The organism is Streptomyces lunaelactis (assembly GCF_003054555.1).
Classification (GTDB): Bacteria; Actinomycetota; Actinomycetes; order Streptomycetales; family Streptomycetaceae; genus Streptomyces; species Streptomyces lunaelactis.
This window is the reverse complement of sequence record NZ_CP026304.1, coordinates 2,666,839-2,682,103: the sequence shown is the minus strand read 5'-3', so window position 1 is coordinate 2,682,103 and position 15,265 is coordinate 2,666,839. Positions and strand designations below refer to the sequence as shown.

At 70.9% G+C, this 15,265-nt stretch carries 13 protein-coding genes; 6 read left to right on the top strand and 7 right to left on the bottom strand.

Annotation, left to right across the window (positions count from 1 at the left end):
- The first annotated feature begins 15 nt into the window (after positions 1 to 15).
- Entirely contained in the window at positions 16 to 729 is a 714-nt protein-coding gene (locus tag SLUN_RS12195) for an SCO2400 family protein (RefSeq protein ID WP_175313246.1), read from the top strand.
- Positions 730 to 759: 30 nt separating this feature from the next.
- Here SLUN_RS12195 and SLUN_RS12190 read toward each other — a convergent pair whose 3' ends face one another.
- Complete coding sequence (locus tag SLUN_RS12190) at positions 760 to 1,206, bottom strand: MarR family winged helix-turn-helix transcriptional regulator (RefSeq protein WP_108148511.1); 447 nt, start codon at positions 1,204 to 1,206, stop codon at positions 760 to 762.
- Between the two features lie 90 nt (positions 1,207 to 1,296).
- Between SLUN_RS12190 and SLUN_RS12185 the strand changes: the two genes are divergently transcribed.
- Entirely contained in the window at positions 1,297 to 2,316 is a 1,020-nt protein-coding gene (locus tag SLUN_RS12185; RefSeq protein WP_108148510.1) for an NADP-dependent oxidoreductase, read from the top strand.
- A gap of 65 nt (positions 2,317 to 2,381) precedes the next feature.
- Complete coding sequence (locus SLUN_RS12180) at positions 2,382 to 2,804, top strand: organic hydroperoxide resistance protein (RefSeq protein WP_108148509.1); 423 nt, start codon at positions 2,382 to 2,384, stop codon at positions 2,802 to 2,804.
- A 93-nt stretch (positions 2,805 to 2,897) separates the two neighbouring features.
- Here the strand turns inward: SLUN_RS12180 and SLUN_RS12175 are convergent, their stop codons facing one another.
- Positions 2,898 to 5,444, bottom strand: a complete 2,547-nt coding sequence (locus SLUN_RS12175) for a M14 family zinc carboxypeptidase (RefSeq protein ID WP_108148508.1) — start codon at positions 5,442 to 5,444, stop codon at positions 2,898 to 2,900.
- Between the two features lie 134 nt (positions 5,445 to 5,578).
- On the opposite strand from SLUN_RS12175, the gene SLUN_RS12170 reads away from it, so the two are divergent.
- Complete coding sequence (locus SLUN_RS12170) at positions 5,579 to 6,370, top strand: EI24 domain-containing protein (RefSeq protein WP_108148507.1); 792 nt, start codon at positions 5,579 to 5,581, stop codon at positions 6,368 to 6,370.
- A gap of 19 nt (positions 6,371 to 6,389) precedes the next feature.
- Here SLUN_RS12170 and SLUN_RS12165 read toward each other — a convergent pair whose 3' ends face one another.
- The 4 genes from SLUN_RS12165 to SLUN_RS12150 all read right to left on the bottom strand — a co-directional run bounded on the left by SLUN_RS12165 (position 6,390) and on the right by SLUN_RS12150 (position 10,900).
- A complete protein-coding gene (locus SLUN_RS12165) occupies positions 6,390 to 7,106 on the bottom strand; it encodes a carbon-nitrogen hydrolase family protein (protein WP_108148506.1) in 717 nt (238 codons plus the stop codon).
- Positions 7,107 to 7,164: 58 nt separating this feature from the next.
- Positions 7,165 to 8,613 carry a M6 family metallopeptidase gene (locus SLUN_RS12160; RefSeq protein ID WP_108148505.1) on the bottom strand — a complete coding sequence of 483 codons (1,449 nt, stop codon included), beginning with the start codon at positions 8,611 to 8,613 and terminating at the stop codon, positions 7,165 to 7,167.
- Between the two features lie 209 nt (positions 8,614 to 8,822).
- Positions 8,823 to 10,088 (bottom strand): pyroglutamyl-peptidase I, encoded by a 1,266-nt coding sequence (locus SLUN_RS12155; protein WP_108148504.1) that lies wholly within the window; start codon positions 10,086 to 10,088, stop codon positions 8,823 to 8,825.
- 236 nt (positions 10,089 to 10,324) lie between these two features.
- Positions 10,325 to 10,900 (bottom strand): TetR/AcrR family transcriptional regulator, encoded by a 576-nt coding sequence (locus SLUN_RS12150; RefSeq protein ID WP_108148503.1) that lies wholly within the window; start codon positions 10,898 to 10,900, stop codon positions 10,325 to 10,327.
- Between the two features lie 187 nt (positions 10,901 to 11,087).
- Between SLUN_RS12150 and SLUN_RS12145 the strand changes: the two genes are divergently transcribed.
- Positions 11,088 to 13,553, top strand: a complete 2,466-nt coding sequence (locus tag SLUN_RS12145; RefSeq protein WP_108148502.1) for a glycoside hydrolase family 3 protein — start codon at positions 11,088 to 11,090, stop codon at positions 13,551 to 13,553.
- On the opposite strand, the gene SLUN_RS12140 is transcribed toward SLUN_RS12145, so the two are convergent.
- Positions 13,517 to 14,425 carry an SGNH/GDSL hydrolase family protein gene (locus SLUN_RS12140; protein WP_108148501.1) on the bottom strand — a complete coding sequence of 303 codons (909 nt, stop codon included), beginning with the start codon at positions 14,423 to 14,425 and terminating at the stop codon, positions 13,517 to 13,519. The genes SLUN_RS12145 and SLUN_RS12140 overlap by 37 nt on opposite strands.
- 259 nt (positions 14,426 to 14,684) lie before the next feature.
- On the opposite strand from SLUN_RS12140, the gene SLUN_RS12135 reads away from it, so the two are divergent.
- Positions 14,685 to 15,179 (top strand): DUF3145 domain-containing protein, encoded by a 495-nt coding sequence (locus tag SLUN_RS12135; protein WP_108148500.1) that lies wholly within the window; start codon positions 14,685 to 14,687, stop codon positions 15,177 to 15,179.
- Positions 15,180 to 15,265: the final 86 nt, after the last annotated feature.

The following is a 15,265-nucleotide window of genomic DNA, read 5'->3' as shown; positions in this document are numbered from 1 at the left end:
TAATCTGCGGGCGCCATGGATTACTGCAACCAGTGCCGACGGCACCTCAACGGGGCCCTGGCCTGCGCCGGATGCGGTACACCCGTCGAGGAGCTCAGGCACTTCAGCCCCAGTGCGCCCGCGGCGGACCACGTCTTCGAACTGGACGAGGTGTCCGAGCCGGCGGGCCATCGGCGTTCCCGTCGGGAGGCGCCGCCGCGCCGCAAGTCGGCGGGCACGCGCCGCGCGCGCAAGCCGCGCGGCCGCAAGGTGCTGCTCGGCACGGTCGTCCTGGCGCTGGCGGCGGGTGCGCTGAGCCTGGCCGAGCTGGCCACCGAGAGCGGTGGCGACGGCGCGGCCACCGCCGTGAAGGAAGAGACGAGTCTCGCGTCGGAGACACCGGAGCCCACGGACAGCGAAGCGACTCCCGAGGGCCCGGCCGAGGTGACGGAATCGGCCGTTTCGTCGTCCGGTTCCGTACGTCCCGGCGGGACCGGCCCCGGCAAGGGCACCGGCACCCGCAGCGGCGCCGGCAGCGGCACCGGCACCGGCAGCGGAAAGCCGACCGCGACCAGCTCGGCCGAGAAGCCGCCGTCCCCCACGTCCTCCGCCGGTCAGCCCTCCGGGAGTGCGCAGCCGTCGTCCTCAGGGCAGCCGACCGCATCGGCCCCCGGCCAGACGCCGCCCCCGGCCGACCCGGCGCCGACCCCCTCCGAGACGTGCGAACAGTTCCTCTGGTGGTGCGTCTAGGTCTGTCCGGCCGGACAGGGCGTACAGCGCTTACCGGGCGGCGACGGGCGCTTCCTTGCCCAGCATCCGCTTGAGCAGGTCCCGCAGCACGGTCCGCTCCTCGTCGGAGAGCTCCGCCAGCGGCTCGCGCGCGAAGTCCAGCGACTCCCGCAGCCGGCGCGCGGTGACCCGCCCGTCCTCGGTGGGGGCGGCGAGCTTGACCCTGCGGTCGTTCGGATCGGGGCGCCGCTCCACCAGCCCGCGGGCCTCGAGCCGGTCGATGATGCCGGTGACGTTCGACGGCTCGCACTTCAGCTTCTGCGCGATACGGCGCATGGGCGTCGGCTCCAGGGTCAGCAGACTCAGTACCCGGGCCTGGGCGCCGGTGAGTGAGTGCTTGGCCGCGGCCTGCTCGTACTCCGCGTAGTAACGAGCCACGACAGTGCCGATGAGCTCGACGACTTCGACGGTCAGTGGATCGGTTCGTGGAGTGGCCATGGGCACCAGGATACCCAGATACTTGACAACATGAAATATCCAGGAGCATGGTTGTTTCAGATGGTGAAGCTTTTCTAGGAGGAACGAAGCATGTCCGCACTTCCCGCGTCCGGCCGTGAATGGCACCTCGTCGCCCGCCCGCACGGCTGGCCCAAGGCGGAGGACTTCGCTCTGCGTGAGACCCCGGTCGCCGGGCCGGGCGAGGGTCGCGTCCTCGTGCGCAATCTGCACTTTTCGGTCGACCCGTACATGCGCGGCCGGATGAACGACGTGAAGTCGTACACCCCGCCCTTCAAGCTCGACCACCCCATGGAGGGCGGCGCGGTCGGCGAGGTCATCGCCTCCAACGCCGACGGTTTCGCGGTCGGCGACCACGTCCTGCACGGGCTCGGCTGGCGCGAGTACGCCGAGGTGCCCGCGAAGTACGCCACCAAGGTCGACGCTGCGCTGGCCCCGCTCTCCGCGTACCTCGGTGTGCTGGGCATGACCGGCCTCACCGCCTACGCAGGCCTCTTCGACGTCGCCTCCTTCAAGGAGGGCGACGCGGTCTTCGTCTCCGGCGCGGCCGGCGCGGTGGGCAGCCAGGTCGGCCAGATGGCCAAGCTGAAGGGCGCCTCCCGCGTCATCGGTTCGGCGGGCTCGGACGAGAAGGTCAAGCTCCTCGTCGAGGAGTACGGCTTCGACGCGGCCTTCAACTACAAGAACGGCCCCGTCGGGCAGCAGCTGAAGGAGGCCGCCCCCGACGGCATCGACGTCTACTTCGACAACGTCGGCGGCGACCACCTGGAGGCCGCGATCTCCTCGCTCAACGTGTTCGGCCGCGCGACCATCTGCGGCATGATCGCCCAGTACAACAACACCGAGCCGACTCCCGGCCCGCGCAACCTCGCCCTCGTCATCGGCAAGCGGCTGCGCCTGCAGGGCATGCTCGTGAACGACCACACCGCGCTCCAGCCGGACTTCGTCCGCGAGGTCGCGGGCTGGATCGCCTCCGGCGAGCTCAAGTACAACGAGACCGTCGTCGAGGGCATCGAGAACGGCTACGACGCGTTCCTCGGTCTGCTGCGCGGTGAGAACACCGGCAAGATGATCGTTTCGCTCACCCAGTAGTCTCGACCTCAGCCACCGCGGTCGTGGGCGCGAGCCGCGGTGAACCAGCAGGAGGAAACCTCTCTATGTCCATCCAGCAGTCCGACGTCCTGTACACCGCAGCCGCCACCGCGGAGAACGGCCGTGACGGCCGCGTCGCCACCCACGACGGTCAGCTCGATGTCGTCGTCAACCCGCCGAAGGAGATGGGCGGTTCCGGCGCGGGCACCAACCCGGAGCAGCTCTTCGCCGCCGGGTACAGCGCCTGCTTCCAGGGTGCGCTGGGTGTCGTCGCCCGCCAGGAGAAGGCCGACATCTCCGGCTCGACGGTCACCGCCGAGGTCGGGATAGGCAAGAACGAGGACGGCTTCGGGATCATCGTCAAGATCTCCGCGACCATCCCGAACGTGGACGCCGCCACCGCCAAGGCCCTGCTCGAGAAGGCCCACCAGGTCTGCCCGTACTCCAAGGCCACCCGCGGCAACATCACGGTCGACCTCGCGGTCTGACCGTCAGCGCGCAGGTGAGGGCTGCACCCCGTCCGGGGTGCGGCCCTCACTGCTTGCTCTCGTTACTCCCGGCGCCCTGCTCCCGGCGTCCGGTCAGCGCGTGATCAGCGCACGGCCGACCTGTGCGAACACACCCTTCGGGTGATCGCGGAACAGCGGCTCCGTACCGAACAGCACGACCGGAGCGCCCTGCGCGCTCCTGCCACTGACGATCGACGCCTGGCCGGCCGCGTTGGCCGGGCCGCCCGCGCCGTCCTCCGCCGGCCGCCAGTGGCCCGAGACGAGCGGGTTCCCGGTGCCGTACGACTGCTCCACGCGCACCCCCGGCCCCAGGTCGGTGAACCATAGCGGCGAGTAGACGAAGGTGTGCGCGAGCGCGCCGCCGGTGACCGGGCTGCCGGGCGCGTTCGCCACCCGGACCACGCCGTTCGCGTCGCCGTTGCCCGCCACCGGCTTGGCCGCGAGCAGCCCGGCGTCCGCGTTGAAGGCCGCACCGTCCGAGCCGAGGCCGACGACACCGACACCACTGGCCCGGAACGCGTCGCGGGCGGCCGGGTTCAGGCTCCCGTAGTCCAGACCGCTCGACACATACAGCACATCCGCCTTCGACCAGTCGTAGCCCGCGTTGAGCGTGGCCGTCGAGACCGGCTGGACCTCGAAGCCCATCTCACGCAGCGCGAACAGCTCACCCGCCGGCACCGCCGCGGCCACCCGGGTCCGCTCCAGCGTCACCGTGCCCTTCTCCCTGGTCGCGGAGAAGACGACCCCGAGGCGGTCGGCGAGTACGGACGCCACACCGCGGGCCGAGCCCGGTACCATCGCCGAACCGTCCGCCGCGCGCCGCACCTTCACCCCTTGCGCGAGCAGGGAGTTGAGAGCGGCGAGCTCCTTCGGGTCGTCGAGCCGCAGCCGCAGATCGCCGAACGGAGCGACGTAACCGGTGGGCGACGCGGCATGGACCGTACGCCCCAGAACACGGAGATCACCCTTGGCGGCCTTGTCCACGCTCGCGCCCCACAGCAGCCCCAGGCTCCAGCCCGAGATGTCGTACATCGTGGAGACGTCGGCGCTGATGTCCCGGCCCTCTCCAAGGATCACATGGGCGATACCGCGCTTGGACTGGCGCATGTCGACGACGTACGACCCTGCCGGGTAGCTGCGGCCCGCCAGCCGGAAGGGCAGCAGCGCCCGTTCCACCCGTACGTCATTGACGACCAGATGGTCCACAAGACGGGCCGCCGCGGTCGCCGAGCGCTGACCGCGCCCCGCCGGAATGACGTACGCCCGCGGGAACGTCGTGGTGTACACGTCCTCGGGACCGATGCCCGGCACCCCCGGCACCGTCTCCTCGGACACCGGCCGCTGCGCCTCGCCCGCCGCGCCCCGCCGGAACGTCTCGATCTGGTCGGCTATCACCGAAGCGCGGTGCGTGCGCGTGTAGTCGAGCGCCGCGCGCATCGCCGCGCCCGCGACGTCCGTGTTGATCCCGGCCCGGCGGCGCAGCTCGGCGACCGGGAGGGAGTCGTACTCCTCGTTGTTGACGGCGAGCGGGATCTCGATGGTGTGCGTGGCGACCGCGCCGTGGAAGGCGATGTACTGCGGGGCGAAGATCGGCGGCCAGTCGTCCCAGCCCTCCTCCCAGTCCCGGAAGGGGATGATGGCGGGCTCGACGCCGTCCTTCGCGGGGGTGTAGCCGAGCCCGTTGACCGACTTCTCCATCCCCAGCGCGTTGGCGTAGGAATTCTTCAGGAAGAGGTCGTACTCGTAGCTCTCGCCGTGGGGCGGCGTCGTCGGCTCGATCAGAGTGCCGTTGACGTACCCGTGCAGATCGAGCATGACGGCCGGCTGCTTGTCGATGGCGATCTGGCGGATGGCGCGGGCCTCGGGCTGGGAGCCGGTGATGAAGTCCCGGTTGAGGTCGAAGCCGTTGGCGTTGGCGCGGGTTCCGGCGATACGGCCGTCCGGGTTGGCCGTCACATTGAGATAGATCCGGTTCTTGGCCAGCAGTTCGCCGGTCGTGCCGTCCTTCGCCTTCGCCAGGTCCTCGATGAGCGCGAGAGCGGCGTCCGTGCCCTCCCACTCATTGCCGTGGATGTTGTTGTTGATGAAGACGGGCGTCTTGTACGAGGACTTGATGCGCTTGTCCTTGGCGGCGGCCGAGGGGGAGTTCTCGATCAGCTCCCGCATTCGCTCCTGCTCGCGCGTCTGCTGGGAGCTTTCGGGCGCGGTGACGGTGACGAGATACAGCTCGTGGCCGCCGGCGGAGCGCCCGGCGACCTCGACGCTGACCCGGTTGCCGAGCTGCTGCAGGGCGTTCAGCCGTGGGGCGAGTGAGTGGTACGGCGCTAGGCCGAGCTTTATCGACTTGTCGGCCGGGTTCTCGGGCGGCGCGTCGAGGACGGTCCTGCGGGGGTATCCGCCGTTCCTGGCCGGCTCGGGGGTGGCGGTGCGCAGTGCGCTCGCGGCGGCGGAGAGGGGAGCCTTCGCGGCCGCGGTGTCGCGCCCGCCGCCCTCGCGTAAGGGGTGCGGGCGCGGGCCGTCGCTCCCGGGGGCGGCCGCCGCCGACAGCGGGGTGAGCAGCAGTGCCCCGGCGACAACGGCGGTACCCGTGGTCGTGAGGAGAGGTCTGAGGAGTGCCATGAACGGAGGGTCTACCGTGCCCGGGCCGTGGCAACAAGAGCGCTACCTGGGAACGGTGGTGCCTCAGAGGTCCGGTTTCCGCGCTGCGCCGCCCCTCACCAGGGGGTGTCCGGACGCCCGATAGGGTGACTCCCATGCGTGATCTCAGTGTGGGCTTCGGCTACTTGGTGAAGGGCCAGCGCTGGGTCGGCGGGCACGGCCGGTGGTTCGGTTTCGGGCTGCTGCCCGGACTGGTGACCCTGGTGCTGTACGCGGCAGCGCTCGTCGGTCTCGGCTACGGCGCCGACGATCTGACCGGCTGGGCGACACCGTTCGCCGACGACTGGTCCTCGCCCTGGCAGGGCCTGTTCCGCGGCTTTCTGACCGCGCTGGTCTTCGCCTTCGGGCTGTTCATCACGGTGATCACCTTCACCGCGGTGACGCTGCTCATCGGCCAGCCGTTCTACGAATCCCTCTCCGAGCAGGTCGACCGCACCGAGGGCGGCGACGTCCCGGAGTCCGGGCTGCCGCTCTGGCGCGAGCTGTGGATCTCCGCGCGTGACTCGCTGCGGATCCTGGCGCGGGTGGTGATGTACGGCGTACTGCTCTTCGCCCTCGGTTTCATCCCGGTCGTCGGCCAGACCGTGGTCCCGGCGATCGGCTTCTGCGTCTCGGGCTTCTTCCTCACGCACGAACTCACCTCGGTGGCGCTCCAGCGGCGCGGCATCGACATGAAGGAGCGCCTGGCGCTGCTGCGCGGGCGCCGCATGCTCACCCTCGGCTTCGGTGTGCCGCTGACCCTCTCCTTCCTCGTGCCGCTCGTCGCGGTGTTCCTGATGCCGGGCGCGGTGGCGGGCGCGACGCTGCTGGCGCGGGACCTGGTGGCGCCGGCCGAGCCGGAGCCGGCGAACCCGCCCCCGGCTCCGTACAGCTTCAACAAGGACTGAGCGGCCCCGGGGACACCGCTTAGAGCGAGAGGTCGGCGATCGCGAGACCGGGTGCCGCGGCGCCCGCGTCGGCGAGCACCGCGCCGTCCGGGCCCCAGATCGCGCTGCCGCCCCGGCAGTCCCCGGCCTCGTTGTGCCCCACCACGTTGCTGAGGAGCACATACAGGCCGTTGTCCCGGGCGCGGACCGGGTAGACCGTCTCGAAGGAGTCGTTCTCCGCGTCGAGCACCGAACTCGCCAGGTACACCTGGCAGTTGTCGGTACGCGCCCGCTCGGCGAGCTCCGGGAAGCGGTTGTCGTAGCAGGTCGCCAGCGCGAACCGGACGCCGTCGAGCGTGAACCGGCCGTCCGTGCCCCCGGCCGTGAAGAGGTCGAGCTCGTCCCCGTGCAGATGCCGCTTGTCGTAGCGGGCGAGCAGCTCGCCGCCGGGCCCGATGACGAGCGAGGTGATGGCGGGCCGCTCGCCGTCCGTGCGGGCGGCGCAGTTGACGACGGCGGCGGTGCCCCTCTCGCGGCAGGCGTCCCTGACCGGGCCGAGCCGCGGGTCGTCCTCGGCCACCCAGAGGGATGGGTCCTTGGCGATCAGCCGCAGCTCGTACCCGGTCAGGGCCAGCTCGGGGAAGACGACGACGCGGGCGCCTTCCCCGGACGCCGTACGGATCAGGCGTGACACCAAGTGGACATTGGCCTCGACGTCACCCGGTGCGGGAGCGAACTGCGCTGCGGCGGTCTTCATGCGCCCCATCATTGTCGTCCCGCCGCCCGGGTGAACACTCGGCGCGACCCAGCGCGACTCAGCTCACATTGAGCGCCGTGTCGTCGATGACGAACGACGTCTGCAGCTGGGAGCCTTCCGTGCCGGTGAACTTGAGCGTGACGGTCTGCCCCGCGTACGCGCCGAGGCTGAAGCTGCGCTGGGTGTAGCCGCTCGCCGCGTGGAGGTTGGAGTACGTGGCGAGGGTGGACAGGACCGTGCCGCCACTGTTCAGGACCTGGACCTTGAGGGTGTCGTAGGCCGTGCTGGTGGTGGTCTCGGCCGTGTCGATGTGCAGATGGAAGCTGAGCGTGGCAGCCGAGCAGCCGGACGGGATGGTCACCGACTGGGACAGGGTGTCGGTGTGGGCGGAGCCGTAGCCGTTCAGCCAGGCCTTGTAGGAGCCGGTACGGGCGGCCTCGCCGGTGTCGTTGGTGATGACGCCGCTGGTGGCCGACCACGATGAACTGCCCGACTCGAAACCGGGGTTGGCGAGCAGCTGCGCGGCGGTGCAGGTGCCGCCACCGCCCCCGCCGCCGGTGCCGCCGGAGAGCCACTCGGTGGCGTTGAGGGCGAGGGCGGCGTTGGTGCCGGCGGTGTCGTTCCAGCCGTCGTAGAGGGTGTTGCCGGACTGGCCGGTGCCGTCGTCGATGGGTGAGCTGTCGCCCCAGACCGCGACTCTGCCGCTGCCGAAGGTGCTGGTGGCGAAGAAGGCGCCGGTGTTGCCGGAGTAGCCGGTGCGGTAGACGAGGCCCTTGACCGCGGGATTGTCGGCCGGCTTGAGGGTGACGGTCGTACCGGAGCGGATGATGCTGCCGGTGACCTTGCCGAAGGGGCCGTTGAGCACCGGGTTGGTCGTGTCGGTGATGGCCCTCGGGTTGTTGGTGGAGACGGTGCCGGTGTCGACGGAGAAGCCGAACGGGTCGGTGCTGTCGACGCTGTTGTTGCTCATCAGGTCGTTGATGACCTCGACCGCGTCGTAGCCGTCGTTGTTGCGGTCGGCGCCGGTGTGGTCGGAGACCAGGAAGAGCCCGCCGCCGTTCTGTACGAACTTCATGACCGCGGTCTTCTCGGCGGCGCTGAGCAGGACGTTCGGCTCGGGCAGCACGAAGGTGTCGAAGTTCGTGAGGTCCAGCGCGGCGGTGGTGCCGTAGGTGATGGTGTTGCCCGAAGGCAGTGTCTTCAGAGCGTAGTTGCCGGTCCTCTGCAGGCCGACGCCCCAGGCGGAGAGGGCACCGGTCCAGTCGGTCTCGGCGACGGGCGTCGCATCCTGCCCCAGCGGGTCGGGCTGGCTGGTCCCGATGATCCAGTCGGCGTTGCCGGCGGTCTCGGCCTTGCTGTTGTCGAAGAGAACCCGGTGGGGCGTGGCGGCGACCGCGGCGGGGGCGGTGGCGGCCTGAACGGCGGTTCCGGCGGCGAGGGCGCCGAAGACGGCGAGGGCGCTGATGAATCCACGTCTGTGGCGGCGGGGGATTCTGGATCCGAGCATCCGGCAGTACCTCCATGAGGGGTGGGGAGAGGCGGTGCGGGTAGCCGATTCTGCGCGCGTAGAACAGCGGACGGCGAACCACGGAACGACGCGCACTTGAACGGTACATGACCGACTCGGGTCCAGCGATGGCCTGTTCCCCACCCCCCTCCTCACGGGAAGGGGTGGGGTGGGGAACAAGCCCGCCGCAGGGCGCCCCCGGAACGGGCTCAGGCAGACGACTCCGTCGCCACCGCGATGATCGACCGCACCTGCGCGATGATGTCCAGCCGATTCCGTACGAACTCCGGGTCCGTGATCTCCGTCGTGTTCCCCGCCCCGAACTGCAGTACCGGCGTGTGCACATGGCCCCCCGGGATGTTCAGTCCCAGCCGGTCCCGCAGCAGCGTCGCCCGGTACGCGATCTCGTTCGACAGGTAGTCGCCGCCGCCTCCGGCCCGCGCCGTCGAGCCCGGCGTCGGGCCGTCCGGGCGGACCACCGGCGTGGTGCCGCCCGCCGGGATCTCCGTCACCGTGGTGTTGTCGTACACCGGGAACCGCCCCGTGCTCGCCGCAGTGATCGCCTTGTACGGAAGCGTCGTCCCCGTCCACTGCGGCTGCGACGCCGGGTCGCCGACCGGGACGAGCTCCGTCCGGGAGATGTTCTCGTTGTCCCCGAACCCGCCCCGCCACGCGCCGTTGAATCGCTCGATGTCGATACGGCCCACCCGCCCCTGGCTCACCGTCGTGAACAGATCGGCCTTCGGCAGCTGTCCCCGCAGCGTCCGCTCGACCGTGCCGGCCGCGAAGTCCGTCCAGCGGACCGGGAAGACGGCCGTCTCGATCCTCGCGGGCCCGTCAGCCGTACGGATCCACGTGCCGTCCAGCGCCAGCGCCGTCGCCCCCGAAGGGTTGCTGATCCGGATGTCGCGGTCCAGCGTGAACGGGTCGAAGCCTGTCATCACCATGCGCTTGATGCCCTTGCCCGCGGGGAGGTTCATCGAGTCCTGGCCGCGCGAGCCGCGCTCCAGGCGGTCGAGCAGCCGCGCCCGTGCCGCGTCCGGGAGGCCGAACTCCGGCTGCCACTGGCGCAGTTCGCGGGTCATGCCCAGCCGCGCCCAGTACAGCGGCCGGTCGTCGTCCCGGCTCAGATCCCCGGCCGCCGGCCCACGCCCCTGAGCCCGGTCCACGGCGCGGTTCCACAGCCCGGAGCCGTGCCGTACGACGGCCCGCTCGGCCTGTCCGTACGACCGCGCTCCCGCCAGCGCGCGTGTGAACTCCGGTGCCACGGCGTCGAATCCGCTGCGCCGCAGGATCTCCTGGGGGACGGCCCTGTCGAGCCGCGCCTCCTCGACGGTGACCGGCGGCGCGGCCGAGGGTGTGGCCGAGGGCGCGGCCGAGGGCGCCGGGTCCGCCGCGGCGAGCGGTGAGGCCGTGAGGGTCAGAGCGACGAGTGCGACGCCAACTACGTCCAGGCGGGCGCGTATCCGGGACATGGGATTCCTTCCGTCGGGTGGCGGAAGTATCGGGTTCGGTCCGTCGCCGTGGCTAGGCCGTGTCTGACAAATGGCGCCGTCCGCCCGCAGGGCGGGGTGCGCGGCGTCCGGTGCGTGCGATCGCAAGGCGGAGGATCATCCTCGTACTGGACGTACTTGGATGACTCCGACAACGCAGCGAGTGTGCGTGCCGGGCGTCGCGCGCCAGGCGGGATTTGTCAGACACGGCCTAGCCGTCACTCCGGCCGCGCAGGCCGCAGCAGCCCCAGGAAGTCCTGGAACGCCGCCGGCATGTCCACCGCCTCCGGGTCCAGCAGCCACTGGTACTGCAGCCCGTCCATCACCGCGGCCAGCAGCGGCGCGGCCCGCTCGGGGGTGAGGCCGCCCGGCAGCCCGTCCCCGTACTCCGTACGCAGCACCTCCGCCAGCTCCTGCCGCACCTGCGCGTAGCGGCGGGTGAAGAACTCCCTGGCCGGATGGTCCTCGGTCACGCTCTCACCCAGCAGTGCGGAGAAGGTCTGCACAATCCCGGGACGCATGGCGTTGTACTCGACCAGCGAGCCGAGCAGTTCGAGCCGCCAGCTCTCCGCGGAACCGCGCAGTCCGCCCGTGTCCCACTGGTCGCGCTCCTCCAGCACCGCGACCAGCAGCGCCTCCTTGGTCGGGAAGTAGTGGAGGAGCCCCTGCTGGGTGAGTCCGACACGCCCGGCGACCGCGCCCAGCGACGCGCCCCGGTAGCCGCGCTCGGCGATCACTTCGAGGGCGGCGCGCAGGATCTCCGCCCGTCTCTCCTCGCTTCTGGCCCTGGCCATCCCCGTTGGTCCCTTTCCCGCCGTGCTCGTCCTGCCCTTGCCGAGAGGACCGTACGGTATCGTAAGATCACGAAAAGGTCACGAACCCTACCGGTCTACAGGTAAACCCGTCATGGTGGAAGCACCGGCCCGCACAGGCACGGCCAGCGCACAGGCGCCCGCAGGACCTCAACGAGGAGGCAGCAGCATGATGGACGCGACCGTCGAGGCGGCACTCGGCAAGCTCGATCTGGATGCGAAGACCCGGCTCCTGGCAGGCCAGGACATGTGGTCGCTGCCCGCGCTCCCCGAGATCGGACTGAAATCGCTCGTCATGTCCGACGGCCCGATCGGCGTCCGCGGAGTGCGCTGGACCGCCGACGACCCGTCCATCGCCCTGCCGTCCCCGACCGCGCTCGCCGCCACCTGGGACCCCGCCCTCGCCCGCCGGGCCGGCACGCTGCTCGCCCAGGAGGCCCGCCGCAAGGGCGTGCACGTACTCCTCGCGCCGACCGTCAATCTGCACCGCTCACCGCTCGGCGGCCGCCACTTCGAGGCGTACAGCGAAGACCCGTACCTCACCGGCGAGATCGGCACCGGATACGTCCAGGGCGTCCAGAGCGGCGGCGTCGCCACCACGGTCAAGCACTTCGTCGCCAACGACGCCGAGACCGAGCGCTTCACCGTCGACAACATCGTCACCCCGCGCGCCCTGCGCGAGCTCTACCTCGCGCCCTTCGAGGCCATCGTCGAAAACGCCCACCCCTGGGGCATCATGACCGCCTACAACCAGGTCAACGGCTCGACGATGACCGAACACCGCTACCTGGTCAATGAAGTCCTGCGCGGCGAATGGGGCTTCGACGGCTTCAACGTCTCCGACTGGATGGCCGCCCGTTCGACCGTCGGCGACATCGGGGGCGGCCTCGACGTCGCGATGCCGGGCCCCAGGACCGTGTACGGGGACGCGCTCGCCGCCGCCGTCCGCGCGGGCGAGGTCGAGGAGTCCGTCGTCGACGACGCCGTACGCAATGTGCTGCGCCTCGCCGCCCGCGTCGGCATCCTCGACGGCGTCGCGCCCGCCGTGACCGAGCTCCCGGCCCCGCTCGACGGCGATGCGCTGGCCCGCGAGATCGCCCGCCGTTCCTTCGTCCTCGTACGCAACGTGAACCGCGCGCTCCCCATCGACACCTCCACGGTCCGCACAGTGGCGCTGATCGGCGCCGCCGCCCGCGACGCCCGTGTCCTGGGCGGCGGCTCCGCCACCGTCTTCCCCGAGCACATCGTCTCGCCGCTCGACGGGCTGACCGCCGCGCTCCCCGAGGGCGCGCTGACCTACGCCGTCGGCGCGGACCCGAGCGACGAACTCGCCCCCGCCGAGCAGGGGTTCGAGCTCCGCGCCGTCTGCCGCGACGCCGTCGGCGAGATCATCGGCGAGGGCACACTCCCCAGCGGCCGGCTCCAGTGGATCGGCGACGACCTCCCCGAGGGCGTCACCCACGAGACGCTGCGCAGCATCGAGATCAAGGGCACGTTCGTCCCGCGCGAGAGCGGCGAGCACGCCTTCGGCACCCGGGGGCTCGGCGCGTTCACGCTCTCCGTCGGCGGGGAGCTGCTGTGGGACGGCGTTCAGGAGGGGCGCAACGAGGACGACCCCTTCGAGGCCTTCTTCGGAGCGCCGTACGAGCGCGGCCGCGTCGATCTCACGAAGGGCGAGCCGGTCGAGGTCTCCCTCCTCCACCCCGTCAACAAGCCGTCGAACACCCCACCCTCCGCAGTCCTGTTCTGCCTCACCCACCTCGGTCCCCGGCGCGACGCCGACGAGCTGATCGCCGAGGCGGTGGAGGCCGCGCGCGCCGCCGACACGGCTGTCGTCGTGGTCGCGACCACCGACCGCGTCGAGTCCGAGGGATTCGACCGGAAGGACCTGAAGCTCCCGGGCCGCCAGGACGACCTCGTACGGGCCGTGGCCGCCGCCCATCCGAACACCGTCGTGGTCGTCAACTCCGGCTCCCCGGTGGAGCTGCCGTGGCGGAACGACGTCGCGGCCGTACTGCTGAGCTGGTTCCCGGGCCAGGAGGGCGGCGCCGCGCTCGCCGACGTCCTGCTCGGCGCAGAGGAGCCGGGCGGCCGGCTGCCCACCACCTGGCCGGCCGTCTTCGAGGACGTCCCGGTCACCGAGGTCACCCCGACCGACGGTCAACTCCACTACGCGGAGGGTGTGTTCATCGGCTACCGCGCCTGGGACCGGGCCGGTACGGCGCCCGCGTACGCCTTCGGTCACGGCCTCGGCTACACCACCTGGGAGTACGAGTCCCTGGAGGCGACCCCGACCACCGCCAAGGTCCAGGTCCGCAATACCGGCACCCGCCCCGGCCGCGAGACGGTCCAGGTCTACCTCGCGCCCCAGGCGGACCCGGACCCGGGCCCGGCCGAGCGCCCGGCGCGCTGGCTGGCCGGCTTCGCGCAGGTCGAGGCGGCCCCGGGGGAGAGCGCCGAGGTCGAGATACCGCTGCGCCGCCGTGCCTTCGAGATCTGGGACGAGGAGGCGGGCGCGTGGACCTTCGTGTCAGGTCCGTACGAGGTCACGGCCGGCCGCTCCCTGACGGACAGCCGCCTGAGCGCCACGCTGGACGCTCAGGCGGGCGGCTTCGCGGACGTCACATTGCGGTAGGCGATCTCCGCGAGCCGCCCCTGCCCGTGCTTGCTGGGGTGGAACCAGTCCCAGCGGCTCAACTGCTCACCGCTGAACCGGTAGTCGAAGACCGCCCCGCCGTCGTAGCGGCAGCGCAGATCCTTCGCGCAGACGTCCTTGAGCACGTCGTTGTACGCCACGACCCGCTCGTGCACCAGGGACCGCCGCTGCTGCGCCTTCGGGCTCTCGTCGTCCGCGTTGCCCAGCATCGAGGCGCAGATTCCCAGCTTCCAGATCTGCATGCCCAGCGGATTGCCGCGCCCGGTCGACCAGAGCCGCTTCAGGTCCGGCACGCTCGACACGTACACCTGGGCCTTGGGTGCCGTACGGCGCAGCTGTGTCATCGACGCCTTGAAGGAAGCCCGGAACCCCTCGACCGGTGTCATCTGCGCGGTCGAGTCCCGGCAGGCGTCATTGGCGCCGACCATGACCGTCACCAACTCGGGCTTCCTCGCAGCGGCCTTCGCCATCTGCTCGGGCAGGTCCCGGATGTCGGCCCCGGTGCGCGCGTAGTTCCAGGCGCGCTCCGCCACCGCCGGCGCGCCGATCAGGCGCAGCGCGAGACTGCGTACGCCGGCATCCGTGCCGGTCGCCCAGGACACCTCCGGGCAGTCCGAAAGCACCACGCAGGCGTCGAAGCCACGGGTGATGGAGTCGCCGACGGCGGCGATCGAATCGGGGCTGCGGTCCCAGACGGGAGCGGGGGCGGGGCGCCGTTTGGCGGGCGCGCCGTTGCCTCTGGAGTCCGACGAGGAGTCACATCCGGCCAGTGCGCCGGTCGCGAGGAGTAACGCTGCCATCAGGGCTCCCGCGACGCTGCGCGAGCGGCGCGTCCGACTGGTCTTCCGCATGCCCGGTTCCCCTCAGTATCACCCGCCCTTGGGGCCTGCCGAGTGAAAGCTTGGTGCGTACGGGCCCTGGACCGACATTACGTCACCCCTCGGCCACCTACTCACGGTAGCTTTTCCCCGTCGACCCAGAGGCAGCGTGCCCATCGGCTCCGGTAAATTACATCACGTCACATGCTGTCCCTTTTGTGGAGTTCGGCTCCCGATGCTGTTTACTGAGGCCGCTGGGAAGGCGAATCCTCGTCCCACACTGGAGGTCCCGGTGACGACACGTGGCGTTCTGTACGTTCACTCCGCACCGCGCGCGATGTGCCCGCACGTCGAATGGGCGGTCGCGGCTGTTCTTGGTGTGCGGGTCCAGCTCGACTGGATCCGGCAGCCCGCATCGCCCGGCACCTGGAGAGCCGAGTTCTCCTGGAAGGGCGAGGTAGGAACGGCCTCCAAGCTCGCCTCCGCGCTGCGCGGCTGGCAGATGCTGCGCTTCGATGTGACCGCGGAGCCCTGCCCCACGGCGGAGGGCGAGCGCTACAGCGCCACGCCCGAGCTGGGCATCTTCCACGCGGTCACCGGAATGCACGGCGACATCCTCATCCCGGAGGACCGGCTGCGCGCCGCGCTGGCGCGCTCGGCCCAGGGCGAGACGGACCTCGAGGCGGAGATCGCGAAGCTGCTGGGCAAGCCGTGGGACGACGAGTTGGAGCCCTTCCGCTACGCGGGCGAGGGCGCCCCGGTCCGCTGGCTCCACCAAGTCGTCTGACCCGCCGTCAGGTCGTCCGACCCCGCCCGGACGCGACTGAGGCCCGTTCTCCCACCAGGGGGAACGGGCCTCAGGTACGTCGGCGC

Coding starts and splice junctions, on each gene's coding strand:
- SLUN_RS12195 (WP_175313246.1), top strand. CDS start 16: ATGGATTACTGCAACCAGTGCCGACGGCACCTCAACGGGGCCCTGGCC.
- SLUN_RS12190 (WP_108148511.1), bottom strand. CDS start 1,206: ATGGCCACTCCACGAACCGATCCACTGACCGTCGAAGTCGTCGAGCTC.
- SLUN_RS12185 (WP_108148510.1), top strand. CDS start 1,297: ATGTCCGCACTTCCCGCGTCCGGCCGTGAATGGCACCTCGTCGCCCGC.
- SLUN_RS12180 (WP_108148509.1), top strand. CDS start 2,382: ATGTCCATCCAGCAGTCCGACGTCCTGTACACCGCAGCCGCCACCGCG.
- SLUN_RS12175 (WP_108148508.1), bottom strand. CDS start 5,444: ATGGCACTCCTCAGACCTCTCCTCACGACCACGGGTACCGCCGTTGTC.
- SLUN_RS12170 (WP_108148507.1), top strand. CDS start 5,579: ATGCGTGATCTCAGTGTGGGCTTCGGCTACTTGGTGAAGGGCCAGCGC.
- SLUN_RS12165 (WP_108148506.1), bottom strand. CDS start 7,106: ATGAAGACCGCCGCAGCGCAGTTCGCTCCCGCACCGGGTGACGTCGAG.
- SLUN_RS12160 (WP_108148505.1), bottom strand. CDS start 8,613: ATGCTCGGATCCAGAATCCCCCGCCGCCACAGACGTGGATTCATCAGC.
- SLUN_RS12155 (WP_108148504.1), bottom strand. CDS start 10,088: ATGTCCCGGATACGCGCCCGCCTGGACGTAGTTGGCGTCGCACTCGTC.
- SLUN_RS12150 (WP_108148503.1), bottom strand. CDS start 10,900: ATGGCCAGGGCCAGAAGCGAGGAGAGACGGGCGGAGATCCTGCGCGCC.
- SLUN_RS12145 (WP_108148502.1), top strand. CDS start 11,088: ATGATGGACGCGACCGTCGAGGCGGCACTCGGCAAGCTCGATCTGGAT.
- SLUN_RS12140 (WP_108148501.1), bottom strand. CDS start 14,425: ATGCGGAAGACCAGTCGGACGCGCCGCTCGCGCAGCGTCGCGGGAGCC.